The organism is Brucella oryzae (assembly GCF_041929965.1).
Lineage (GTDB): Bacteria > Pseudomonadota > Alphaproteobacteria > Rhizobiales > Rhizobiaceae > Brucella > Brucella oryzae.
In genome coordinates, this window is record NZ_JBHEEO010000001.1 from 261,753 (window position 1) to 285,721 (window position 23,969).

Sequence of the window (23,969 nt, forward strand, 5' to 3'; positions counted from 1 at the left end):
GATGATCCTCTATGGCACCAATCCTATTGCCTGGTCGAACGACGATGATCGCAGCCTCGGCGCGCACATCACCCTGGATCAATGCCTCGATGAAACCGCCGAAATCGGATTCGACGGGATCGAGAAAGGTCATAAGTTTCCGCAGGAAGCCGCCGCTCTTAAAGCCGTACTCGAGCCCCGCAAGCTTCGCTATGTATCGGGCTGGCATTCACTCAATCTGTTGGTGAATTCCGTTGAAGAAGAAAAGAAGGCGATGCAGCCTGCGCTCGATCTTCTGAAAGCGATGGGTTCGAAGGTCATCATCGTTTGCGAAACCTCGAACGCCATTCATGGTGACAACGACAAGCCGTTATCCGAGCGTCCGGTGCTGGAAGAAGCGCGCTGGGAAGAATTTGGGGCGGGCGTCGAAGCACTGGCGGAATATGCCGCGGCCCAAGGTATCGCGCTTGTCTACCATCATCACATGGGAACGGTGGTGCAAAGTGAAGACGAAATTGATCTTCTGATGCAGCATACCGGGCCGCACACGAAGCTTCTTCTCGATACCGGCCATTGCCTGTTCGGCGGCGGTGATCCGGAACGGGTTGCCAAAAAGCATATGGGCCGCGTGGGTCATATCCACACCAAGAACGTTCGTCCGGCGATAGCTACCGAGGTACGAGACCAGAGCCTGTCTTTCCTGGAGGGGGTTCGTCGCGGTGTATTCACTGTTCCCGGCGATGCAGAGGGCGGCGTCGCCTTCACGCCTGTGCTGAAAGTCGCGGCTGACAAAGCCTATCAGGGCTGGCTGGTGATCGAAGCCGAACAGGACCCGGAAGTTCGCAATCCGTACCAGTATCAGTCACTCGGGTTGAAATCACTGAAATCATTCGCACGTGAAGCAGGACTCGACAAAGGAGACTGAGACATGGCCAATTTGTTGCGCAAGCCCAAGGGCACGCATGGAAAGGTCCACGACATCACCCCCGAAAGCGCCGAATGGGAGTATGTCGGCTTCGGACTCTATCGTCTCAACCCCGGTGAGAGCGTTTCCGAAAAGACTGGATCGACCGAAGTGATTCTCGTCCTTGTGGAAGGCAAAGCGAAGATTTCCGCCTCCGATGAGGATTTCGGCGAGATAGGCGAACGCATGAACGTGTTCGAGAAACTGCCGCCGCACTGCCTCTACGTGCCTGCTGAAAGCGACTGGCGCGCGACTGCCACGACAGATTGCGTTCTGGCTGTCTGCACCGCGCCGGGCAAACCGGGTCGCAAGGCACAAAAGCTTGGGCCGGAAAGTCTGACACTGGAGCAGCGCGGAAAAGGCGCCAACACCCGTTTCATCCACAATATTGCGATGGAAGGCCGGGATGTTGCCGATAGCCTTCTTGTTACCGAGGTATTCACACCGCAGGGAAACTGGTCGTCCTATCCACCCCATAGGCACGACGAAGACAATTTTCCGGACATGACCTATCTGGAAGAGACATATTATCACCGCCTCAATCCGGCGCAGGGCTTCGGCTTCCAGCGTGTTTTCACCGAAGATGGAAGCCTTGATGAAACGATGGCGGTCTCTGACGGAGATGTCGTGCTCGTACCAAAGGGGCATCATCCATGTGGCGCACCTTATGGGTACGAGATGTATTATCTCAACGTGATGGCTGGCCCCTTGCGCAAATGGCGGTTCAAGAACCACCCCGATCACGACTGGATTTTCAAGCGCGATAATCCCTGACCTGGCCCAGATCTGACTTCAGAGCGAGGCCGACTCGTGTAAGCTATCGGCAAGTCTGTAGAAGACTTGCCGATTTGCTTTTTGGGAGAGTCAATTGAACGAGCGTGTACGCTTCCAGCTTTCGTCCGCAGTCTTTGTCATGCTGGCACGCGGACCAGAAATCTGCATGTTGCAGCGGAAGGCAACCGGATGGATGGACGGCTGGTTCAGCATTCCAGCCGGAGGGCTGGAGGCGGGCGAAACAATCCGGGCAGCAGCGGCACGTGAAGCTTTCGAAGAGACTGGTGTAGTCATAGCACCGGAAGCTCTAAAGCCAGTCCACACCTTGCACAGCTTGACGACTGGCAATCAATGGCTTGGTCATTTCTTCCGCGCAGATGAATGGACCGGCACGCCTACCCTATGTGAGCCAGACAAGCATGCCGATCTGCAATGGAGACGGCTGGACAATCTGCCGGATAATACGATTCCCTACGTCCGGCAGGCACTCCTCTACGCCGCTGGCAACGAGCCCTATTCAGAATATGGCTGGAATTGAAATTCCGGAAAGATCATATCCTCTTCTATAGACGGGCAACCTTCTTGAGATCATCGATCGCACCGGGCCCGGCTACGAAAACTTTGTTGCCCTTGGTGAGCTTTTCTCCGTCGACAGGGAAAGGATGCGCATAACCGCCCGCTTCACGCACGAGGCAAAAGCCCGCCATGCAATCCCAGGCATGCATATAAGGCTCATAATATCCGACCAGCCTGCCAGCCGCGACATAAGCAATCATCAGCGCGCCGGAACCATTGCGAATAAACGTTCCGCCCGCCTCAAGCAGGTCTTCCACGACTTTCGCCACGACCTGCGGCGTAACGTAGTTGTTAGCACCAATGCCCGTTACAGAATTGCGGATCGTGCGGCTCGGATCAAGAACCAGCTTCTTGCCATCAAGTGTAGCGCCCAGGCCTTTGGCCGAGGCATAAAGTTCGTCGAAACACGGGGCCTGGATAACGCCGATGACAGGCTCACCGTCTTTCAGAATGGCAATAGAAACACACCAGTTCGGCATGCCATTGACGAAAGGACTGGTGCCATCGATGGGATCCACAACCCAGGTGTAGCCCGAAGTGCCTTCATTCAGCCCGTATTCCTCTCCCAGAAAGCCGTCCTGAGAAAAGGTTTCCGACACACGGGCACGGATAAGCTGTTCGACGTCCCTGTCCGCAATCGATACCACATCCTGCGGATCACGCTTGGTCTCGATAATCAGCGTTTCACGCCGCATGAAATAGTTGAGAGCCTTGGCACCCGCCTCGCGCGCGATCTTTTCGGCAAGCGCCAGCCGCGCTTCTAATTCCTGTCGGGGATGGGAAGTCATAATGATTTTCCGATGAGAGATAAAGAAAGGCGCGACGTTTCTGCGCCTATTGATTGATAATGGCAAGCCCGCGCGTTTTGAACTCGATAGAGACATCGGTTTGCGGCGGCAGAGCCTCTTCGACCTCCGAATCGACAATGAAAAGCTTGCCGTGTTCGGTCTCAATTTCATACTCGATATGATCGCCGAGATAGGCCGAATGGGCAACACGACCGGGGAAGCCGCCGCCAGCCTTTGGCTGCAAAGTCACCGCATTTGGACGGATCGCAAGCTGCGCCGGACCCGGCCGGGCGTTGCGCGCGGTAATCCGGTGGGTCAGGCTACCCACACGAATGACAGCTTTGCCTTCGTCTGCTGTCATCACCTCACACGGCACAACATTAGCCTCTCCCATGAAATCCGCGATAAAGGCGGAGGCCGGTGTCTCATAGAGATCACGCGGGCTTCCCTTCTGTGCGATATTGCCCTCCTTCATGACGATGATTGTGTCGGATACAGCGAGCGCCTCGTCCTGATCGTGCGTGACATATACGGCGGTAAACCCGAGCCGTTGCTGGAGCTCGCGAATTTCAGTGCGCACCCGGCGACGTAGGCGCGCGTCGAGATTCGAAAGTGGCTCGTCCAGAAGCAGAACCTGGGGCTCCAGCACCAGAGCACGGGCCACCGCCACGCGTTGTTGCTGGCCACCCGACAGTTCTGCCGGAAGGCGATGCCCCATTCCTGCGAGACCGACGAGCTTCAACCCCTCTTCCGCACGTTCGCGCGCTTCCGCTTTTTTCAAGCCCGAAGATTCCAGACCGTAAGCCACATTGTCCAGCGAACTCATATGCGGAAAGAGCGCATAAGACTGAAAGACCATCGACACATCGCGCTCATTGGCTGGCAGATTGGTCACGTCCTTGCCGCCAATCAGGATGCGGCCCGACGTCGGGTGTTCAAGCCCCGCCAACAACCGCAATGTCGTCGTCTTGCCGCAACCGGACGGTCCAAGGAGCGTCACCAGAGTTCCCGGCTCGACAGTCAGGGATAGATCGGGCAAGGCGGTGAAGTTACCAAATTTCTTGGTGACATTTTCGAATGTAACGGAGCCGGGACGGATCGCAGTCATGCGGTTTTCTCCTGACGAACAGTGTTAACGGGAGGGACTGCGGCAACGCGGTTCTCGCGCCTAAGTTTGCGTTCACCCACGAGAAGCTGAAAGCCTGTAATGACCACGATCATCACCACGATCAGCATTGAGGAATACGCAATCGCGACACCGAACTCCCCGTTTTCAACGAGGCCAACGATATAGGATGTCGCCATGTTGTATTGGGCAGAAACGAGGAAAATGACCGCGCTAATGGATGTAATGGCGCGCACGAAGGAATAGACCAGTGCAGCTGTGATTGCTGGACGCAGCAGTGGCAGAATGATCTTTCGGATCGTGCGGAAACTGTTTGCCCGCAGCGTCAGGGAAGCTTCATCGAGACTCTTGTCGAGCTGGCTCATGGCGGCGATCCCGCCGCGTACGCCAACCGGCATGTTGCGGAAGACGAAACATGCAATCAGGATCAATGCAGTACCGGTCATTTCAAGCGGTGGCAGATTGAAAGCCATAATGTAGCTGACGCCGATAACAGTACCCGGAATGGCGAAGCTCAACATCAAGGCAAATTCGAATATATTTCGCCCCACGAAACGCTGGCGAACGATCAGATAGGCCGTTAGCAAACCGACTGCCGCAGTCAGCGGTGCCGAGAGCAGCGAAATTTCCATGGTCGTCCAGAACGAATTCCAAGCTACACCGGTCCACCCGATACCGTTTTCGGTCCAATTGATAGAAAACGCGCGCGCGTAGTGTTCAATGGTCAGTGTATTGTCGAGCCCCCATTGCCGTACGAAGCCGCCGATAAGGATCATAGCATATACAACGACAGTGAAAATCATCCACGGAATGACAAGAGCATAAACGCCGATCTTTAGCCCGCGCGGCAACCCGGCATGCATGCCGGAATCGCCCTTGCCGGTCACCGTCGCGAAATTCTTGCCCGAGAGCCAGACGCGCTGGATAAGAAATGCGGTCAATGTAAAGCAGAGTAGCACGATGGCGAGAACCGCCGCGCGGGATGGATCGTTCTGCGCGCCCACCACGGCGAAGAATATTTCGGTCGAAAGTACGCCATTGCTGCCCCCGAGTACCATCGGATTGCCAAAATCTGCCATGCTTTCGATGAATGCGATGAGGAATGCATTGGCAAGCCCCGGAGCCATCAGTGGTAGTGAAACCCTGCGAAAAGTACGCCAGCGATCGGCGCGCAAGGTTTGCGACGCCTCTTCCATAGACGGCGACACACCTTCTACAACACCGATAAGCACGAGGAAGGAAATCGGCGTGAAAGACAGGACCTGTGCGATCCAAATGCCGATGAGGCCATAAAGCCACCGGCCGGGCTCGACACCAAATATATTGGAGATCTGCTCCGTCACTACACCTGCGCGACCAAAAAGCAATGTCAATGCAAGGCCGACAACGAAAGGCGGTGTGATGATCGGCAATATGGTGAGAAGCCGGAGACCTTTCTTGAAAGGGAAGCCTGTACGGGTCGCAACAAGTGCAAAGGCAAGACCCATTACCGTGGATCCCGTTGCTGTCATCAGCGCCAGCCACAATGTGCGCCACGCGACACCACATCGCCCCTCATCGATAACGCAGGCCAGACTCCAGATGGAGGAATTCTGAATGTTCCCTATGAAACCATCAGGCTTGAATGAGCCGTCGAAATCCTGCACCGATCCGGCAAACATGCTGATAACAGGATAGAAGACGAATACAGCAACCAATGCGACAAGCAGGGTAATGGAAGAGACGACGAATGCGTCTCCCTTCATTACGCCGCGTTCTGCGAGACCAAACGAGAAAATCAGCAGAAAGCAGAAGCCCGTCAGGATTGCTCCGGCACCGAAGGCCGGCTGGCCATCAGAAAGTGCACCGAACAGGTTTTCACTGATTGTCCAGTTCCAGCCGGAAAAGCCGATGGCCAAGCCTTGCAGCGCCAGGAAAATCACGCCAAGAAGGCTCGCCCATATCAAAACGCTGCTCCGACGTTCAACAGGCAATAGGAAGCGGGCGGCAGCACAAAGCAGCATGAACACAGCGACAGCGCCAAGCCAAGGGCGCCCGAAGAAGATGATCTGCCACAGGCCGGGTGCCGTCGCACCATCGCCGAACATTCCGTCTAGCCAGACGAAACTCAGAAAGCCGTCTTCTATGCGATACCACGGCAACAAGACAAATGCCGCGAACGCCAGCGCCAGAACGATATCCAGTCTGCGATTATGCTGTTTCATGGATGTCTGCGTCCCTCCAGATCAGGATTTCTGAGGAATGACTGGGGCTTCGGCCCTGCATATTTCAGCAATGCCATGACCTTGTTCCACCATTCGGGACAGCTGCGTCGAACAACGTGAGCGACGCACCCGAATTTCAAGCCAATGACAGATCAGTTGGCGTGCGCGCCGATTTCCTTATCCCAGCGCTCGAGCAATTCCTTGCGCTTCGCTGGCTCGCCATAGGTCTTGAAATCGTAATCAATAAGCTTGATATCCTCGAAGCGCGGGGATTCCTCTGGAACCTCAGCTGATTTGTTCGAAGGCAACTGGAAGGATTTCGCATCTTTCATATGCGACTGCACTTCTGCCGTCAGCGCCCAGTCATACCACTTCTTGGCGTTCTCGAGATTCTTGGCGCCCTTGATGATCGACATGGAGCCGATCTCGTAGCCAGTGCCTTCACATGGAGCGACCGATTTGATTGGGAAGCCCTCTGCCGTCATCGACACCGCATCATGCATGAAGACAATACCGATACCCGTTTCACCACGCGCCGCAGATTTGACGGGAGCCGAGCCGGATTTGGTGTACTGCGATACATTATCGTTGAGCTTCTTCAGATAATCATAGGCTTTTTCCTCGCCCATGATCTGCACCAGAGTCGCCAGCGCTGTATAGGCAGTACCGGAAGAGTTCGGATTGGCCATCTGGATTTCGCCCTTATAAGACGCATCGAGCAGATCGGCCCAGCATTTCGGCTCTTTCAGGTTCTTCTTGGCAAGAATATCGGTGTTGTAACCCCAACCGAGCGCACCGGCGTAAACACCAACCGTACGAAAGCCAGAGCTTTCGGCCTGCTTCTTGGCCCAATCATTCAACTGGTCGAGCATCGGGGATTTGTATTCGAGCGTCAGCCCCTCAGCCGCGGCCTGAAGATGTGGATCACCTGTGCCGGCCCACCAGATATCTGTCTTCGGATTGCGCGCTTCGGCCCGTACCTTGGCATAGGTTTCGCCCGAAGAAAGTCGCACCATGTTGACCTTGATGCCGGTATCCTTCTCGAACATGTTCTTCATCTGCTCACAGATGACTACGTCCGCGGAACAGATGAGATTGAGATTACCTGCGGCCTGCGCAGAAAAAGCAAATGAAGATACGCCCGCGGCCAGCGCCGCAATCAGAAATGCCGAACGCATTGTTTTCCTCCCTTTATACGACGCCTCCACGCCGACGCTTTTGCAAGCGTGTGCACAGTCTTTGCCTTTTATGAAAGCCTGTCAATGCCTTTGTAAATTTTATTCTGAAATTACAAAAAATAATTCAATCATTCTGTTTTTGGTTATCAGTTGCACAGCCATGCAAGCTTTATCGACAAAAGAAAAAGGCGGCCAAAGCCGCCCCAGGCTGCTGACAAACCTCCGGCAGGGTCAAAATGACCTCAGATTCACGGAACGTCCCAGATTCAGAACGTGAACAAATCGGAATCAAAACCCCTCGTTTTTGACTGCTTCCAAAAATCGAGGGGTTTGTAATCAATCTGAGGCGGCCAAAGCCGCCCTTCTCATTGTTTTCTATTTCACTTTCGATCAGCCGATGGCCATCAGGCTAGCATTGCCACCGGCAGCAGTCGTATTAATGGAGGTCGAAACTTCTTCCAACAGCCAGTTGAGACAATAGGCGTCCGGGTTGCTTGCCAATTCTTCCGTGGGAGCAGCCTGTGTCAGGACCAACGGTCCGGGAAGCGTTGCAAGCTTCTTGTTGATCTCAACGATGCGTTCAACATCTCCTTCGACCAGCGCACCAGCAAACGGTGCATCGGATTCCCAGTTATTCGTCCAGATTGTGCGCGCTGCCACCGAAGTGGGAATATCTTTCAGCACATCCCGCAATCCCGAAGCTTCATCGATGTAAGCAGTATTGCCCGTGGCTAGTGCGGCAGTCATCTGTCGATAAAGGCCTGTTTCCGTCTGCGGAACCAGCAGGATGTTTCCGCGCGGATGCAACGCATAAAGATTGCGCTCGCCGACCGGGCCCGGCAGTTCAAGATCAAGGCCGAGGGCCGAAGCACTGCCGGTATCACGTGCAGCTTGCGCCAGATCGTTCATCCCGCGTTGGCCAAGCCATTTGGCAAAATCCTTGAGCGCTGGATCGGTGTGAACCGAGCTATGGCGCGGCGGGATCGGCGCTGTATCGACCAGTCGTCCGAGATAAAGTGGGCCCCCTGCCTTCGGACCGGTACCGGACAGGCCACGACCGCCAAATGGTTGCACGCCGACAATCGCACCGATGACGTTGCGGTTGATATAGACGTTACCGACGCGAATACGGTCGGCGACATTGGCGATGGTTTCGTCAAGACGCGTATGCAGACCGAAGGTCAGGCCATAGCCCGTCGCGTTGATATCGTCGATCAGGCGCTCCATGTCGTCGCGCTTGTAACGGACCACATGCAGAACCGGGCCAAAGACTTCCCGCTTCAGATCGCGCAGCGAATTGATTTCAACGATGGTTGGTGCAACGAAAGTTCCGTTCTCCGTTTCAGAACCGAGCGGAAGCTGTTCCACCTTGCGACCGAGATCACGCATTCCCTGAACGTGCTTTTCAATGATATTCTTGGCTTCATCGGTGATAACTGGACCGATATCGACCTTCAGCTTGTCGGTGCGACCAATGGTCAGTTCTTTCAGGGCACCCTTGAGCATCGCCAGGATACGGTCTGCGACATCTTCCTGCAGGCAGAGAACCCGCAGTGCTGAACAACGCTGACCAGCACTATCGAATGCGGATGCAATTACGTCAAACACGACCTGTTCAGCCAGCGCGGATGAATCCACTATCATTGCATTCTGACCGCCCGTCTCAGCGATCAGCGGGATCGGCTTGCCATTCGGCAGCAGACGTGAGGCAAGCTGGGCCTGAATGAGACGGGCAACTTCGGTCGAGCCGGTGAACATCACACCACAGGTTTCCGGCGCTGCAACCAGTGCCGCTCCGATCCGACCATCACCCGGAAGAAGCTGCAGCGCATCGGCCGGAATGCCAGCCTCATGCAGGATACGAACACCTTGCGCTGCAATAAGCGGGGTCTCTTCGGCAGGCTTTGCCAAGACCGGATTACCAGCCACAAGTGCTGCGGCAATCTGGCCGGTAAAGATCGCCAACGGAAAGTTCCACGGGCTGATGCAGACCACGGGTCCCAGCGCCTGGTGACCAACGCCCAACGTGCGACGAGTCTGCTCTGCATAATAACGCAGGAAATCTATGGCTTCGCGTACTTCTGCAATCGCGTTCGGCATGGATTTACCAGCTTCACGCATGATGAGGCCGAGCAGAACCGGCATATCGCACTGCATGATATCCGCTGCGCGCTCAAGACAAGCCGCACGTTCGGCTGGCGCAACTGCAGACCAGCTTGCCGTGGCCTTCTGTGCCGCCTTCATGGCTTTCGCTAAGCCAGCTTCGGCGATCTCCGTCACCGTACCGACAACATCGTTCCGGTCTCCAGGGTTGAGAACCGAGCGGCTGGTTCCCTTAACCTTGGCTCCGACAACCTGAGGTTCCGATGTCCACACGCGGCTGGCACTGTCCTTCAAAATCGTGCTGAGTTCAGCGAGCGTGACTTCATTCGACAGGTCGAAACCGTCAGAGTTCTTGCGAGCGCCATAGAGATTTTCCGGCAGGGCAATCTGGTCATGGCGCGCACCGACGACAGCCATTGAGCGAACGACTTCTACCGGGTCGGCGATCAGTTCATCGACGGAAACACTTTCGTCGCCGATGCGATTGACGAAGGACGAGTTCGCGCCATTCTCGAGAAGTCGGCGAACAAGGTAGGCGAGAAGCGTTTCATGTGTGCCGACCGGCGCATAAATACGAGCTGGACGGCCAAGTTTTTCAGCACCGACAACTTCATCATAAAGCGGTTCACCCATGCCATGCAGGCACTGGAACTCGAACTTTCCGGTTTTGAAATCCGGACCAGCCAGATGATAGATTGTGGCCAGCGTCTGAGCATTGTGCGTTGCGAATTGCGGGAAAACGGCATCTGTTGCCGCAAGGAGCTTGCGTGCACATGCAATGTAGGAAACGTCAGTATGTACCTTGCGGGTATAAACCGGAAAGTCTTCCAGACCGTCAACCTGTGCGCGCTTGATTTCGGCGTCCCAATAGGCGCCTTTCACCAGACGAACCATGACGCGGCGCTTGTTCTGACGGGCCAGGTCGATGATGAAATCAAGTACGAACGGGCAACGCTTGCCATAGGCCTGCACCACGAAGCCGATGCCTTCCCAATCTGCCAGATCCGGATCTTCGATCAGGCTTTGCAGCAGATCAAGCGACAGCTCCAGACGGTCAGCTTCCTCGGCATCGATGTTCAGGCCGATATTATAGGACTTGGCGATAGCAGCGAGGGCCTTCACCTTCGGCAACAACTCTCCCATGACGCGTTCACTCTGCGAACGGACATAGCGCGGATGCAAAGCGGACAACTTGATGGAAATGCCGGGACCGTCATAGATGCCGCGACCGGCGGAGGCGCGACCAATGGCGTGAATGGCAGTTTCGTAATCCTTGTAATAACGCTCAGCGTCGGCAGCGGTGGTCGCAGCCTCACCCAGCATATCGTAGGAATAGCGGAAGCCACGTTCTTCCAGCAGCTTGGCGCGCTTCAGCGCTTCATCGATGGTTTCTCCGGTGACAAACTGCTCACCCATCATCCGCATGGCCATGTCGACACCGCGACGAATGACGGGTTCACCGCAACGGGCGATCAGGCGTGTCAGGGCAGCCGACAGACCGCGATCATTGACCGTATTTGTCAGCTTGCCCGTGACGACAAGTCCCCAGGTCGCAGCATTGACGAAGAGCGAGCGCCCGCCGCCGATGTGAGACTTCCAGTCACCATTCGAAATCTTGTCCCGGATGAGCGCGTCTCGCGTCGCCATGTCTGGAATGCGCAGCAGCGCCTCGGCAAGGCACATAAGCGCCACACCTTCCTGGCTCGACAGCGAATATTCATGCACTAGGCCTTCGACGCCCGTCCCCTTATGCTTGGCACGCAGCGCTTCAATCAGCTTGCGAGCAGTGGAGCGGATTTGCTTCGCCGTTTCTTCCGGCAGAGCGGCCTGCGCCGCCAACGCCGAAACGCATTCGGTCTCCGGGCGGCGATAAGCGACGGTAATCGCCTGCCTCAACGCGCTCTGCTCGCGGATCGGCGGTGCAAAATTCTGGAAAACCGGATTGACGGGAGCGGATAGGGTATCGGTCATGATTTAATGCTCGCAAGTAATAACAACCTAGAGCGTTTGTGCTCAGTTTAGCTCTGCTTTATGTGGGAGCACACTACCATTTGTACAGATTGCGTTCTGCCTTGTTTCACGCCATATGAGGGAATATCGATCTTATTATCAGCTAAAAAATAGGCTAAACGGATGCGCAAGATAGATTCTGTGGACGATTTGGATCAGTTCGACAGGCGTATTTTGGAAGTACTGAGCGAAGACGGACGCATTTCCGTAACAGAACTCTCTAAAAAAGTCGGCCTTTCCAAGACTCCATGTCAGGCGAGGCTGAAAAGACTGGTCAATGAAGGTTATATTGTCGGTTTTCGCGCCGCCATTGATCCCGAGAAACTCGGCCTTGATCATATCGCCTTTACGACGGTCAAGCTATCCGACACACGTGAAGCCGCGCTTGAAGCCTTCAACATGGCCGTGCGCAAGATACGTGAAGTCGAAGAGTGCCACATGATCGCAAGCTCCTTCGACTATCTTCTGAAAGTACGAACGCCCAACATCCGGCGTTACCGCGAGGTGCTGGGCGAAAAGATTTCGAGCCTGCCCAATGTGGCAAGCACCTCCACTTTTGTTGTGATGGAGTCGGTCAAGGACAACCGTCCGGTAAGGGTATATCCGGGCGCCCTGTAATTTTCAGTTATAATGGCTCACCTGCCAGATAACGCTCGAGCGTTTTGACAGTCCCATCCTGCCAGATGCGCAAAAGCGCGGATGAAAAAGCCGCCACATAAGCTGGATTTGAAGCAAGCGAACCAAAGATATCATCCATCGCGAGCCATGCCGCCGGATTGCTTTTTGCAAGAGCCGCCTGCTTGGTCAGGCGATCCCATGACGGATCGTTCGGTTCAATAATCGAGCCGCTATCGCTCGTACCGTAGCAGTAGCGGCACCAGAACGCGGAAACGAGCGCCAGCCCTGTCACGGATTTGCCTTTTGCTACCCGATCAGAAGCAGTTGGCAGAATGAATTTCGGCTGACGGTTGGAACCATCAAGACACAGGCGACGGATCGTATCGCCGATGCTTGGATTGGCGAAACGTTCGTCAATGAGGATACGATAGTCTTCGAGATTGGTATCCGGTACCGGTGGCACTTCTGGAATGATCTCATCTTTGGTAAGTTTTTCCAGATAGCGCCGGATCAGCGAATGCTCCATCGCTTCATGCACGAAATGTATGTCGAGCAATCCGCCGGGATAGGCAATGGCCGCGTGACCGCCATTCAGAATGCGGATTTTCATCAGTTCATAAGCAGCAACCTGATCAGTGAACGTGACACCGACTTTTTCCAATGCAGGACGCCCAGTGGGGAAATTGTCCTCCATCACCCATTGCTTGAACACTTCACAGAAAACCGGCCACCCGTCTTCAACCCCGAAATCCTTCGCAGCGATTTCACGCTCGCGCGCGCCGGTGGCGGGCGTGATGCGATCCACCATCGAATTCGGGAAAGCGACATTGGCGGAAATCCAGTCGGCAAAGGTCGGGTCGCTCAGCTTGGCAAGCCCCGTCACGGCGTCTTCCGTCACATGCCCGTTACCCGGAATGTTATCACAGGACATGACCGTGAAAGGCTGAACGCCTGCCGCCTTACGCAGTTTCAGCGCCTGCACGATCAGGCCGAACACGGTCTTGGGACGGTCTGGATGCGCGGCATCCGCTACAATATCCGGATGGGCAGGATCGAAAGTCTGGCTCGCCGGATCGATATAATAGCCGCCCTCGGTGATGGTCATCGAAACGATGCGCGTATCCGCTGATGTGAGATAAGCCATCAGGACCTTGCGCCCTTCCTCTGTCGAAATGGTCACATAATCGACCATCGACGCGGTGATGCGCGCGCCCGCATGATCGGCCTCCTGTTCCACAACAGTCGTCAGCCAGTCCTGTGCCTTGAGCGTATCACGCATGGCATCATCGCTCGCGCGCACGCCAGCACCCACCAGCGCCCAGTCATGCCCCTCGCCGCTCGCGAACAGATCGTCCAGATAGACCGCCTGATGCGCGCGGTGAAAATTGCCGACGCCAAAATGCACGATACCTGGCTTCAGCCCAGCAGGGTCGTAGCCGGGCTTGTGCACCTTATCGAAACTTTGAAGCGTTGCGCGCGATAGCTTGGTCATGACGGTATCCTCTATTCAATCGGGTACGAACTGAACTTTCAATCGGCCGGGTATCCAAAGTTTCAATTCCAACCTTGTTTCACGCCATCCAATTGCCGCCATCGACACCGAAGGTCTGGGCAAGGATATAGTCGCTGTCCGAAGAAGCGAGGAACACGGCCATGCCGGTAATATCCTCCGGCGTCGCGAAGCGACCGATCGGCACCGATTTCGCCACGGCAGCCTTTTTCTCACCCGGCTTCAAACCTTCCCATTTGGCGAAATTCGCATCCACTACGTCCCAATGTTCGCCATCGACCACACCCGGCGCAATCGCATTGACATTGATGCCGTGCTTGACGAGCGCGAGAGCTGCCGACTGCGTAGCAGAGATGATGGCAGCCTTAGACGCGCAATAGAGGGTCACCAGCGCCTCGCCGCGACGACCGGCCTGGCTCGCCATATTAATGATCTTGCCGCCGCGTCCGCGCTTGATCATCACGTTCGAAACCGCCTTCATCATGAAGAGCGGCCCCTTCAGGTTGATGCCGAGCACACGCTCATAGCTGTCCTCGGTCAATTCGTTGATAGGGGCCATATCGAAGATCGCGGCATTATTGACCAGAATATCAATGCCGCCATATTCCGCATCGATCTCCGCCACTACTTTGTCGATCTGATTGAGGTCGGTCACGTCAAGCTTTACCGCCTTGACCGATGGGCCAATACCGCGTGCGGCCTCTTCTGCCCGCTCAATATTAATATCGGCAATAATAACCTTCGCGCCCTCGCGTGCATAGGCTTCAGCAAAGCCAAGTCCGATACCGCGCGCGGCACCAGTGATGAGGGCCACCTTGTCTTTCAGTCTCATGGGGATACTCCGGGATATTGCAGCCTGCACTCACAGGTGAGTTTTCTTTTCCGTCAGCAATAATGGATGCTGTTCAAAGCGCTCCAAAGCCCTGCCGTCGGGACTAAACAAATGCGCGTCTGTCGGGTCAAAACCCAGCTTAGCCGTTTCGTGTGCACGCGCCGTGCTGCCACCGCCTGCCTCCGCAACAATCAGTCCGGTTGCGCTTTCATTTTGCACATAGAGATAAGTCTCACCGCCAAGGCGTTCGACAACCATGATCTCGCCTTCGAGGATACCATCCGCTGTCGGATGAAGGTGTTCCGGACGAATACCGAGAACCAACGGCGCACCAGTGCTTACGCCTTCGCTTTTGACGGGCGCTTTGACAGAACGTCCATTTGTGAGCTCAACCGTCACCCCGTCTGCATCGACGGCACTGGCCTTGACCTCGATGAAGTTCATGGTCGGTGAACCGATAAAGCCAGCCACAAAACGATTGACCGGATGGTGGTAAAGCTCCAGCGGCGACCCCACCTGCTCTACCTTCCCGTCTCGAAGAACCACGATCTTGTGTGCGAGCGTCATCGCTTCCACCTGATCATGCGTGACATAGATCATCGTTGCATTCAGTCGGTCATGCAGACGCGCCAACTCGATACGCATTTGCACACGCAGCGCCGCATCGAGATTGGACAGCGGTTCATCGAACAGGAAAATCTTCGGTTCGCGCACCATAGCGCGTCCAATGGCAACGCGCTGTCGCTGGCCGCCAGAAAGCTGCTTCGGCTTACGGTCAAGCAGTTGATCGAGTTGCAGAGTTTTTGCGACCTCTTCCACCTTGCGGTCACGCTCGGCTTTGCCAACACCTGCAAGCTTGAGCGCGAAACCCATATTGTCGCGCACGTTCATATGAGGGTAGAGCGCATATGTCTGGAATACCATTGCAAGACCACGCTCATCCGGCGGTGTATCGTTGCATTTCTGCCCATCGATCAAAAGATCACCGCTGGTGATTTCTTCCAGCCCCGCAATCATCCGCAAAAGCGTGGATTTTCCCGAACCGGACGGCCCGACGAAGACCACGAATTCGCGGTCTTCGATATTAAGGTCCACACCCTTGATGACGTCGATATTGCCGAAAGACTTGGTGGCGTTATGAAAAGAAAGCGTAGCCATGGGGTTCCCTTTATTTCACGGCACCGAAGGTGAGACCGCGCACCAGCTGGCGCTGCGTAACCCAACCGAAGACGAGGATCGGCGCGATGGCGAGCGTCGAAGCTGCCGAGAGTTTTGCCCAGAAAAGCCCTTCCGGTGACGAGAAGGACGCGATGAATGCGGTGAGAGGCCCGGCCTGCGAGGCCGTGAGATTGAGGCTCCAGAAGGCTTCATTCCAGCACAGGATGATCGAAAGAAGCGCCGTCGACGCGATGCCCGGTAGGCTCAACGGCAGGAGCAGATAGCGTATCTGCTGGCCGACCTTCGCCCCGTCCATGCGGCTCGCCTCAAGGATTTCATGCGGCACTTCCTTGAAGAAGGAGTAGAGCATCCAGACCACAATCGGCAGATTGGAAAGGGTGAAGATGATGATCAGCCCCGTGCGCGTATCGAGAAGCCCGGTGTCGCGGGCCAAAAGATAGATCGGCACCAGAACACCTACCGCTGGCAGCATCTTGGTGGAGAGCATCCACAACAGCAGATCCTTGGTGCGCTTTCCAGGGAAGAACGCCGCCGCATAAGCCGCTGGCACCGCGATGATGAGCGAGAGAATAGTCGCGCCCAGGCTTTCAATGATGCTATTCATAGCATAGCGGAAATAATCAGCGCGCTGATTGACCGCGGCAAAATTCTCCAGCGTCGGCTCAAAGAACAGTTTTGGCGGCGCCACTGCGTCGATTTCCGTCTTGAATGCGGCAAGCAGCATCCATAGGATTGGAAAGAACATCAGCAGCGCCACGACCCAGCCAATGATTCCGGCCGAGACGGCGGCCTTGTTGATCTTGCGTTTTGCAGCCATCGGTCAGCCCCCCTAATTATCCAGATTTCGTGCGACAGTCCGGATTAGGAACGCCGCAACGATGTTGGCGAGGATAATGGCGATAACGCCAGCTGCGGAAGCGCCGCCTATATCCCATTGCAGGAGCGCTTTCAGATAGATGAAATAGGTAAGTGTCGTCGTCGCAATACCCGGTCCACCCGAAGTGGTGACAAGAATTTCGGCAAACACCGACAGAAGAAAGATCGTCTCGATCATGATGACGACCGAGATCGGGCGCAGTAGATGCGGCAGCACGATATAATAGAACATTACCGGGCCTTTGGCCCCGTCAAGGCGCGCCGCTTCCATCTGTTCCCGATCCAGAGACTGCATTGCCGTCATCAGGATCAACGTCGCAAACGGCACCCATTGCCAGGACACAATTATGATGACGGAAGCCATAGGAAACTGTGAGAACCAGTCGATGACCGGCAATCCAAAACTGCGTGAAATGAAGGCAAACAGCCCGTTGACCGGGTGCATCAAAAGGTTTTTCCAGATCAGCGCCGACACTGTCGGCATGACGAAGAACGGCGCAATGACCAAAAGCCGCGCAATGTTCTTGCCCCAGAAATCCTGATCGAAGACGACGGCAAAGAGCACGCCGAGGACGACCGATGTCACCAGAACCGACACGACAAGGATCAGTGTCTTGGCGATTGCCGACCATAATGTAGGATCGGATAAAAGGAAGGAATAATTCGAGAATCCGGCAAAACCGGTAACGAACGGATTGATGAGATTGTAATATTGAAACGAAAACCACAAGGTCATCGCCAGTGGAACGATCATCCATAGCAGAAGCAGAATGACTGCTGGAGCGAGCAGCGGCCCGGTGCGGACACTGCGACGTGACTTTGTGCCTGTGGCCAATGCATGGTTTGCTGGCATCCGGACGTATCCTCCCATTCCCGTTTCGGATTCGCCTTAGCGAACCTCTACGAAAATCAGATCTGCCGCCCTCCTCCTACCAAAGGCGGCAGAACTTTATTTTCAAGGCTACTTGATGTAACCGGCCTGAGTCATGATCTGTTCGACCTGACGCTGTGCACCATCAAGCGCCGCATCGACACTCTGCTGACCGGCAACAGCCGACGAAATTGCCTGCCCAACCAGCGTGCCTATGGCCTGGAATTCAGGAATGGCGACAAACTGGATGCCGGTATAAGGGACCGGGTCCTTGGTCGGCTTGGTCGGGTCGGCAGATTCGATGGCTTTCAGCACCGTATCCGCAAACGGAGCTGCCTTCTTGTATTCCTCATTGGCATAGGTGGACTGGCGTGTGCCCGGAGGAACGGCAACCCAACCCTCAGACTTGCCGACGAGCTCGACATATTCCTTCGAGGTCGCCCATTTCAGGAACGACTTCGCGGCTTCCGCCTTCTTGCTCGATGCCGGAATTGCGAGGTTCCATGACCACGCCCATGAGGAACCGTTTGGCGTCACCTCGACCGGTGCTTTGGTAAAGGCAACCTTGTCGGCAACCTGACTCTGCTTTGGATCATAGATACGCCCAGCCGCCGAGGTAGCATCGATCCACATGGCGCAATGGCCGGTCGAGAACAGAGCTTGATTTTCGTTGAATCCGTTCGAGGTAATTCCGGGAGGACCTGCTTCCTTCATCAGATCGACGTAGAAGTTGATCGCCTTCTTCCATTGGTCTGAATTGATCTGGGGCTTCCAGTTTTCATCGAACCATCTGCCACCGAACGTATTGATCAGCGTACCGAGGTAAGCCATGTTTTCGCCCCAGCCCGGCTTTCCGCGCAGGCAGAGACCATATTGTTCTTTGGACTTGTCGGTCAGCTTGGTCGCAAAATCCTTGATTTCTGCATAGGTTGGCGCATCGGGCATTTTAAGGCCCGCCGCGTCAAACAAGTCCTTGCGATAAAGTGTAAACGAGCTTTCGGCATAGAATGGCACGGCGTAAAGCTTGCCATCGACCGTCAGACCGGCGCGAACCGGCTTGATGAGATCGTCATAGCCGTAATCATCACCAAGATCATCAACCGACAGAAGCCAGCCAGCTTTGCCCCAGATCGGCGTTTCGTAACCGCCAATGGTCAAGATATCGAACTGGCCGCTCTTGGTGGCAATATCGGTCGTGACGCGCTGACGCAGCACGTTTTCTTCAAGTACAACCCAGTTGATTTTATTGCCGGTGGCTTTTTCCCATTCCGGCGACAGCTTCTGCATGATGATCATGTCACCATTATTGACCGTCGCAATGGTGAGCTCTTCCGCCCACGCAGCCCCCGACATAACTGCAACACCTGCAGCAGACGCAATAAGCGCTGCAACATAAGACTTGGTCCGCATTTCGTCTCCTCCTTTACGAATGCATAGCAAAATTCTTACATATGTAAAATTTATGGCGCGAGCTTCCGTAGCTTGTCAAGCACGGTTTTCAATTTTGCGTTGCGAAGAGAAACGACCGCTTTTATGACCAGTGCTGGGGGCCGAAATCGCGGACATTTCCACCTGCCAAATTCACGAACCGATGTTTTAGCACGTATGGGTATTCACCGCATCATTCTCTGCGAACACATTTGTCTGCTTGACGTTTTGCCCCGCCTTTGACAGTTTGGCTGGACTTCGCCTAGAGAAGAACCAAGGCGAGCGGAGCTGGAGGAACATCCTGAAATCGTTGAAGAAGCGGCAACCGGGGCCAGACTTTGTCCTGAGAAATCAGCACATTCCAGTTTACGCGGCGGCTTCGCAGAAAACAGCATCGTCGTGTGCACCTAGGCCGCGACAACTGACGAACAGGACGTAAAGACGTGCGAAAGACAATACGCACCATGGAGGATTTTTCGGAGTTTGTTGGGCTTTCCCGCCCGACGGTTTCGAAATATTTCAGCGATCCGTCGTCCGTCCGTCCCAAGACCCGCGAACTGATCGAAGCCGCGATCAAGCAATCCGGCTTTCGGCCCAATCTTTTCGCGGTAAATCTCAATCGACGTCGTACGACAATTCTAGGTATAATTATCCCCAACCAGCTTGATCATTTCTACATGGCTATGACGAAGCGGTTGCAGACGCTCGCGGAGCAACGCGGTTATCTTGCGATTGTTTTGTCATCCGATGGCAAGCCTGAGCTGGAAAAACAGGCCATCGAAACTCTGCGTTCGCTCAATGTTGCTGGCGCTATCATTGCACCGCTCGGCGAAGAGTCACAACATTCGACACTGGCGCGTCTCGCCGAAGACGTCCCGATTATCTATGTCGACTCCCCGCTCGACAACACCTCGCCCTTCGTCGGCACCGACAATCTCAAGTCCTTCCATCTGATTGTCGATTATCTGTGCCGCTCAGGCAGCGAGCCCTGTTATTTTTCGATGCCGATGGTCAATAACAACGCGATCAAACGACAAGATGCCTATCGACAGGCCATGGAAAAGCTGGGTTATGAGCCGCGCATCGTCGATCTCGAACAGAGTCGCAGCTGGGATTTCGAACATTACGCCTTCGAGCAAACCGCGCGCATTTTGCGTGAAAAGGGGCACCTTCCAACAAGCACTGTTCTGTGCTCCAACGACCGCATCGCCTTCGGCGTAGCCGGTGCACTCTGGCAGGCTGGTTTGAAAATCGGCAGGCTCAAGGATTGCGACGTTCGTGTCGCCGGACACGACAACAATCCGCTATCGGAATATACCTGTCCGCCACTCACCACAGTGGCGCAGGATTATAATGAAATCGGGCGACTGGCGATTGAGCTCTTGTTTCGAACATTGGGGGAAACAACGGACGACCGACTGGAATTGCCGGAAACGCAACGCATTCTGCTCAATGCAGAAATCAAGCTGCGCATGAGCGCATGAAAATGGCGGGTTAACCCGCCATTTTAATTTTCTTTTTTAGTTCAGACCGAGCGTCCCGCGCAGAGTAGAAAGATCTTCGGCAAGCGTGGTCACCGGACCGGCAAGTGCTTTGCGATCATCATCCGACAGCTTGTCGTAGGATTCGTAACCGTCACCTTTCTTGTATTTTTCAAGAATATCGTCGACCGTCTTAAAATTGGCTTCCACCTTCTTCACGAGATCTGGATTTTCCTTTTCAAGCAGCGGCTTGAACAGTTCAACGATCTTCTGCGCGCCATCGACATTGGCTTTGAAATCCCAAAGATCGGTGTGACTGTAACGATCTTCCTCACCGGAAATCTTGGTTGCAGCAACTTCCTCAAGCAAAGCAGCGGCGCCACCGACGACCTTTTCCGGTGGGACGGTGAGGTCTTTTACACGCTTCTGAAGTTCCAGCACATCTGCGTAGAGCTTGTCGGCAACCGGAGCGAGTCCTTCGGTTGAATTCTGCGCAAACAGGCCATACTCGATGCGATGGAACCCGATAAAGTCTTCCGACTTCTCGCCGTTTTCATGGTCATCGGCGCGGCTGTCGATCGAAGCGTCAAGATCGGCGAAAAGCTCGGCAATCGGCTCGATCTTTTCGTAGGAAACGCGCGATGAAGGATAAAGCTCCTTGGCCTTTTCCAAATCGCCTACCTTGACCGCGTCGGTGAAAGCCTTGGTGTCCTTTACTAGAACGTCGAGGTTTTCCTGCACATAGACTTTGTAGTCAGCAATCGGCTGAACAAGGTCCAGCGGCGAAACTTCGGCCTTGGCTGCGCCGAAGCTGAGCGTGAGGGCAACGGCACATGCCGATGCGAGCAATGGCAGACGAGATTTCATATTTAGCCTCTCCAGATTAAGCACATTACGAAAAATGCGTGTTAAATCAAAAACTTGAGATGCGATCCTTACCTACGGGCATTTTGCGGACCGCTTGCCTCCAAAAGTGCGCGCGCGTAGTAGTCCTTATGATCCTGAACACCCGGCAGCGCGAAGAAATACCCGCCCCCAATTGGTTTCAGGTATTCTTCCAACGGCTCGCCGTTGAGCCGGTTCTGAACAGTGATGAAGCCCTTTTCCAGATCGGCCTGATAGGCGATGAAGAGCAGGCCCATATCAAGCTGGCCCGACTTGCTGACGCCGTTTGAATAGTTGAATGGCCGACGCAGAATAAGGTGTTGCTCAGCATTGGCATCCCGCGGATTTGCCAGTCGGATATGCGAGTCGAGCCGTGTGACCTTGCCATCCGCATCCTTCGCATAATCGGGAACATCGGCTTCGGTTTTACCGTCAAACGGCGCACCGCTATCCTTGCGGCGTCCGAAAATGGCTTCCTGCTCCTGAAGCGGCGTGCGGTCCCAGCGTTCGACAAAATTGCGAATAATGCGTACAGCCATATAACTGCCATTAGTAGCCCAATCTGGCTCGTCATTTTGCTTCTGCACCCAGACGATACGATTCATTAGCGCATCATCGGCGGAATCCGGATTGGCGGACCCATCGCGGAAACCGAGGAAGTTCCGCGCACTCTCCTTCGCCCGGGGCGAATGTGGCGGCTGCACCGGAACCGTGCCTTCCTGTTTCCACCGAACCATCAAAAGATCAGGCATGTTCTTCATGATGTCGCGCAGCGCATGGATGTTCGTGTCCGGCGTATTCGAACAGAACTGAATGACGAGGTCTCCGTGGCAGATGTCCTTCTGCAGGGCGTCGTTGGGGAAACCGGTCATGCGCTGCAGAAGTTTCGGCTTCAACGGCTTCAAACCGAAACGATCATCGAACAATGATGAGCCGAGCGCCACAGTAACCGTGAGGTTATCCGGCGTGACGACAGGTCCAAGAATACCGGAATCCGATGGCGGAAACTTCGCATCAAGCTCCGGTGGTTCTCCGCCCTTCATCAAAAATTCGGCCCGCTCGGTGAGCAGTTTGAACATGCGTTCCAGTTCGGCGCGGTCACGTGCCAACACATCAAAGGAAGCGACGAGACCTGCAGCAGGGCGCGGCGTGACGATACCGGGCTGGTGCTTCCCATAAAGAGGCTGACTTTCGTGAATCTTGTCGCTTTCCGGCGCATTGGTCACGCTTTCCGAAGAAAGAGCATGAGCTGCCTGCGGGGCAAGCACGCCTGCAACTGCTCCAGCAACCCCGGTTGCACTAGCCCCGAGGAGCAGTGCACGGCGACCGGCGGAAACAGGCTCTTCTGTGGTAATCTTATTGGTTTTGAAAAATTTTCTGGTCATCAATCTACCCCAAGCTGATCGCGGAGTTTCGTAAACTGTGCGGCGAGTTGAGCTGCACCTTCCTTAATTTTCGTCTTTTCATCAGACGACAGAGCATCATATGCCTTGTAGCCATTGCCTTCAGAACCCGTACCAAGCAGCTTCTTGATCGAAGCCGCATCCTTGTCGATGCCTTCAAAGGCGTTAGGATCGGTCTTTACAACGATAGGGCGTAGGACATCGGCAGCCTTGCCAGAGCCTTCGAGAAGGCCAGACAAAGCCTGCAGATCGGTGTGGGCATAACGATCTTCACCGGCATCCGACGCGGTCGAAGCAAAACGGTTCAATGCGGAAGCAGTGCCCGCCATCATGCGATCTGGTGAAATGCGCAGACCGCGAATGCGTTCTTTCAATGCGGTGGCATCTTGCTCAAGCTTGCCAGTAACAGGTGCCAATCCATCGACGGATTTCTGTTCGAACAAACCGTATTCGATACGGTGCAAACCACCAAATCCAGGATCCTGCTCACGCTTTTCAAAATAATCCGCGCGAGCATTGATAGCTGTATCAAGATCGGAGAACGCCTCCGAGACAGGAGCAATGCGCGCATAGGCTTCACGCGCCGGACCGTAAGCTGCTTGTGCAGCCTCAAAATTGCCACTCGCTATTGCCGTGGAAAGCGCCACAACAGCTTTCTGGAATTCAGTGACCTGCGTGGTCAGATAAATCTGATATTCGGCCAGCGCTCCGATGAAAGCGGTAAGCGGAAGCTTGCCTTTTTCCGCTTCACTGGCGGCGGTCGCAGTTACGATCAGCTTGCCGCGCGGATTGGAAAGGAGCCCGCAGGTAATCTGGTATTCGCCAGGTGTAAGCTTGGCGGTTATGGTCTGTTTGAAGCCAGGCGCGATATTTTCGCGTTCTTCCAGAACCATAACGCCATCGAGGATCTCCCATTCGACCGTACGATTCGACTTATTGACGATTTCGAATACCGAGCGCCCGGCCGGAACAGTCAGTTCGTTCGGCTCGCAACTTTTCGCGTTGATCGCGACCTGTACTTTGTCACCGACTTCTGCATGGCGGGCTTTGTCCGACACGCGGGATGCATAATAAAACGCAGCACCAGCGGCGAGCAGCAGCAACGCGGCGAAAGCCAGTCCTATGCGGACCAGATTACTCGACATCGGGTCAGGGGATTTCGGATTCGTCATTGAAATCTCTTT

Annotated in this window: 19 protein-coding genes; 5 read left to right on the forward strand and 14 right to left on the reverse strand. The window is 54.9% G+C overall.

The window, feature by feature from the left end:
* Position 1 precedes the first annotated feature (1 nt).
* From iolE to JNC70_RS01225, 3 genes are all read left to right on the forward strand, one after another.
* Positions 2-904, forward strand: coding sequence for a myo-inosose-2 dehydratase (iolE, locus tag JNC70_RS01215; protein ID WP_104754822.1), 903 nt, complete (start codon positions 2-4; stop codon positions 902-904).
* A gap of 3 nt (positions 905-907) precedes the next feature.
* Complete coding sequence (gene iolB / locus JNC70_RS01220) at positions 908-1,717, forward strand: 5-deoxy-glucuronate isomerase (protein ID WP_104754821.1); 810 nt, start codon at positions 908-910, stop codon at positions 1,715-1,717.
* 94 nt (positions 1,718-1,811) lie between these two features.
* Complete coding sequence (locus JNC70_RS01225) at positions 1,812-2,255, forward strand: NUDIX hydrolase (RefSeq protein WP_208623435.1); 444 nt, start codon at positions 1,812-1,814, stop codon at positions 2,253-2,255.
* Between the two features lie 25 nt (positions 2,256-2,280).
* Here JNC70_RS01225 and JNC70_RS01230 read toward each other — a convergent pair whose 3' ends face one another.
* The 5 genes from JNC70_RS01230 to putA all read right to left on the reverse strand — a co-directional run bounded on the left by JNC70_RS01230 (position 2,281) and on the right by putA (position 11,663).
* Positions 2,281-3,081 (reverse strand): inositol monophosphatase family protein, encoded by an 801-nt coding sequence (locus JNC70_RS01230; protein ID WP_104754820.1) that lies wholly within the window; start codon positions 3,079-3,081, stop codon positions 2,281-2,283.
* Positions 3,082-3,127: 46 nt separating this feature from the next.
* Positions 3,128-4,189: an ABC transporter ATP-binding protein gene (locus JNC70_RS01235; RefSeq protein WP_104754819.1), complete on the reverse strand. Its 1,062-nt coding sequence runs from the start codon at positions 4,187-4,189 to the stop codon at positions 3,128-3,130.
* Complete coding sequence (locus JNC70_RS01240; protein ID WP_104754818.1) at positions 4,186-6,411, reverse strand: ABC transporter permease; 2,226 nt, start codon at positions 6,409-6,411, stop codon at positions 4,186-4,188. Before JNC70_RS01240 ends, JNC70_RS01235 begins: the two co-directional genes overlap by 4 nt.
* 152 nt (positions 6,412-6,563) lie before the next feature.
* Complete coding sequence (locus JNC70_RS01245) at positions 6,564-7,589, reverse strand: ABC transporter substrate-binding protein (RefSeq protein ID WP_104754817.1); 1,026 nt, start codon at positions 7,587-7,589, stop codon at positions 6,564-6,566.
* A gap of 390 nt (positions 7,590-7,979) precedes the next feature.
* Entirely contained in the window at positions 7,980-11,663 is a 3,684-nt protein-coding gene (putA, locus tag JNC70_RS01250) for a trifunctional transcriptional regulator/proline dehydrogenase/L-glutamate gamma-semialdehyde dehydrogenase (RefSeq protein ID WP_104754816.1), read from the reverse strand.
* A 162-nt stretch (positions 11,664-11,825) separates the two neighbouring features.
* Here putA and JNC70_RS01255 point away from each other — a divergent pair, with 162 nt between their 5' ends.
* The gene (locus tag JNC70_RS01255; protein WP_104754815.1) at positions 11,826-12,320 is read left to right on the forward strand and encodes an Lrp/AsnC family transcriptional regulator; all 495 of its coding nucleotides are present in this window, start codon (positions 11,826-11,828) and stop codon (positions 12,318-12,320) included.
* A gap of 7 nt (positions 12,321-12,327) precedes the next feature.
* Here the strand turns inward: JNC70_RS01255 and JNC70_RS01260 are convergent, their stop codons facing one another.
* The 6 genes from JNC70_RS01260 to JNC70_RS01285 form a co-directional block, all read right to left on the reverse strand.
* The gene (locus JNC70_RS01260; protein ID WP_104754814.1) at positions 12,328-13,812 is read right to left on the reverse strand and encodes a mannitol dehydrogenase family protein; all 1,485 of its coding nucleotides are present in this window, start codon (positions 13,810-13,812) and stop codon (positions 12,328-12,330) included.
* 79 nt (positions 13,813-13,891) lie between these two features.
* A complete protein-coding gene (locus tag JNC70_RS01265) occupies positions 13,892-14,662 on the reverse strand; it encodes an L-iditol 2-dehydrogenase (RefSeq protein ID WP_104754813.1) in 771 nt (256 codons plus the stop codon).
* Positions 14,663-14,692: 30 nt separating this feature from the next.
* Entirely contained in the window at positions 14,693-15,820 is a 1,128-nt protein-coding gene (locus tag JNC70_RS01270; RefSeq protein ID WP_104754812.1) for an ABC transporter ATP-binding protein, read from the reverse strand.
* Between the two features lie 10 nt (positions 15,821-15,830).
* Complete coding sequence (locus tag JNC70_RS01275) at positions 15,831-16,658, reverse strand: carbohydrate ABC transporter permease (RefSeq protein ID WP_104754811.1); 828 nt, start codon at positions 16,656-16,658, stop codon at positions 15,831-15,833.
* 12 nt (positions 16,659-16,670) lie between these two features.
* On the reverse strand, positions 16,671-17,570 hold the full coding sequence (locus JNC70_RS01280; protein WP_104754810.1) for a carbohydrate ABC transporter permease: 900 nt from the start codon (positions 17,568-17,570) through the stop codon (positions 16,671-16,673).
* 108 nt (positions 17,571-17,678) lie between these two features.
* Positions 17,679-18,998: an ABC transporter substrate-binding protein gene (locus tag JNC70_RS01285; RefSeq protein WP_167394033.1), complete on the reverse strand. Its 1,320-nt coding sequence runs from the start codon at positions 18,996-18,998 to the stop codon at positions 17,679-17,681.
* Positions 18,999-19,480: 482 nt separating this feature from the next.
* Here JNC70_RS01285 and JNC70_RS01290 point away from each other — a divergent pair, with 482 nt between their 5' ends.
* Entirely contained in the window at positions 19,481-20,500 is a 1,020-nt protein-coding gene (locus JNC70_RS01290) for a LacI family DNA-binding transcriptional regulator (RefSeq protein WP_104754809.1), read from the forward strand.
* A gap of 36 nt (positions 20,501-20,536) precedes the next feature.
* Here the strand turns inward: JNC70_RS01290 and efeO (JNC70_RS01295) are convergent, their stop codons facing one another.
* From efeO (JNC70_RS01295) to efeO (JNC70_RS01305), 3 genes are all read right to left on the reverse strand, one after another.
* Positions 20,537-21,364 carry an iron uptake system protein EfeO gene (gene efeO, locus JNC70_RS01295; protein ID WP_104754808.1) on the reverse strand — a complete coding sequence of 276 codons (828 nt, stop codon included), beginning with the start codon at positions 21,362-21,364 and terminating at the stop codon, positions 20,537-20,539.
* A gap of 68 nt (positions 21,365-21,432) precedes the next feature.
* Positions 21,433-22,767 (reverse strand): iron uptake transporter deferrochelatase/peroxidase subunit, encoded by a 1,335-nt coding sequence (gene efeB, locus JNC70_RS01300; RefSeq protein ID WP_104754807.1) that lies wholly within the window; start codon positions 22,765-22,767, stop codon positions 21,433-21,435.
* Positions 22,767-23,957 (reverse strand): iron uptake system protein EfeO, encoded by a 1,191-nt coding sequence (gene efeO / locus JNC70_RS01305; protein WP_104754806.1) that lies wholly within the window; start codon positions 23,955-23,957, stop codon positions 22,767-22,769. Before efeO (JNC70_RS01305) ends, efeB begins: the two co-directional genes overlap by 1 nt.
* Positions 23,958-23,969 lie beyond the last annotated feature (12 nt).

What these genes read in the sequence shown, in the direction of transcription:
- iolE (WP_104754822.1), top strand. Translation starts at nt 2, where the DNA reads ATGATCCTCTATGGCACCAATCCTATTGCCTGGTCGAACGACGATGAT.
- iolB (WP_104754821.1), top strand. Translation starts at nt 908, where the DNA reads ATGGCCAATTTGTTGCGCAAGCCCAAGGGCACGCATGGAAAGGTCCAC.
- JNC70_RS01230 (WP_104754820.1), bottom strand. Translation starts at nt 3,081, where the DNA reads ATGACTTCCCATCCCCGACAGGAATTAGAAGCGCGGCTGGCGCTTGCC.
- JNC70_RS01235 (WP_104754819.1), bottom strand. Translation starts at nt 4,189, where the DNA reads ATGACTGCGATCCGTCCCGGCTCCGTTACATTCGAAAATGTCACCAAG.
- JNC70_RS01240 (WP_104754818.1), bottom strand. Translation starts at nt 6,411, where the DNA reads ATGAAACAGCATAATCGCAGACTGGATATCGTTCTGGCGCTGGCGTTC.
- JNC70_RS01245 (WP_104754817.1), bottom strand. Translation starts at nt 7,589, where the DNA reads ATGCGTTCGGCATTTCTGATTGCGGCGCTGGCCGCGGGCGTATCTTCA.
- putA (WP_104754816.1), bottom strand. Translation starts at nt 11,663, where the DNA reads ATGACCGATACCCTATCCGCTCCCGTCAATCCGGTTTTCCAGAATTTT.
- JNC70_RS01255 (WP_104754815.1), top strand. Translation starts at nt 11,826, where the DNA reads ATGCGCAAGATAGATTCTGTGGACGATTTGGATCAGTTCGACAGGCGT.
- JNC70_RS01260 (WP_104754814.1), bottom strand. Translation starts at nt 13,812, where the DNA reads ATGACCAAGCTATCGCGCGCAACGCTTCAAAGTTTCGATAAGGTGCAC.
- JNC70_RS01265 (WP_104754813.1), bottom strand. Translation starts at nt 14,662, where the DNA reads ATGAGACTGAAAGACAAGGTGGCCCTCATCACTGGTGCCGCGCGCGGT.
- JNC70_RS01270 (WP_104754812.1), bottom strand. Translation starts at nt 15,820, where the DNA reads ATGGCTACGCTTTCTTTTCATAACGCCACCAAGTCTTTCGGCAATATC.
- JNC70_RS01275 (WP_104754811.1), bottom strand. Translation starts at nt 16,658, where the DNA reads ATGGCTGCAAAACGCAAGATCAACAAGGCCGCCGTCTCGGCCGGAATC.
- JNC70_RS01280 (WP_104754810.1), bottom strand. Translation starts at nt 17,570, where the DNA reads ATGCCAGCAAACCATGCATTGGCCACAGGCACAAAGTCACGTCGCAGT.
- JNC70_RS01285 (WP_167394033.1), bottom strand. Translation starts at nt 18,998, where the DNA reads ATGCGGACCAAGTCTTATGTTGCAGCGCTTATTGCGTCTGCTGCAGGT.
- JNC70_RS01290 (WP_104754809.1), top strand. Translation starts at nt 19,481, where the DNA reads ATGGAGGATTTTTCGGAGTTTGTTGGGCTTTCCCGCCCGACGGTTTCG.
- efeO (WP_104754808.1), bottom strand. Translation starts at nt 21,364, where the DNA reads ATGAAATCTCGTCTGCCATTGCTCGCATCGGCATGTGCCGTTGCCCTC.
- efeB (WP_104754807.1), bottom strand. Translation starts at nt 22,767, where the DNA reads ATGACCAGAAAATTTTTCAAAACCAATAAGATTACCACAGAAGAGCCT.
- efeO (WP_104754806.1), bottom strand. Translation starts at nt 23,957, where the DNA reads ATGACGAATCCGAAATCCCCTGACCCGATGTCGAGTAATCTGGTCCGC.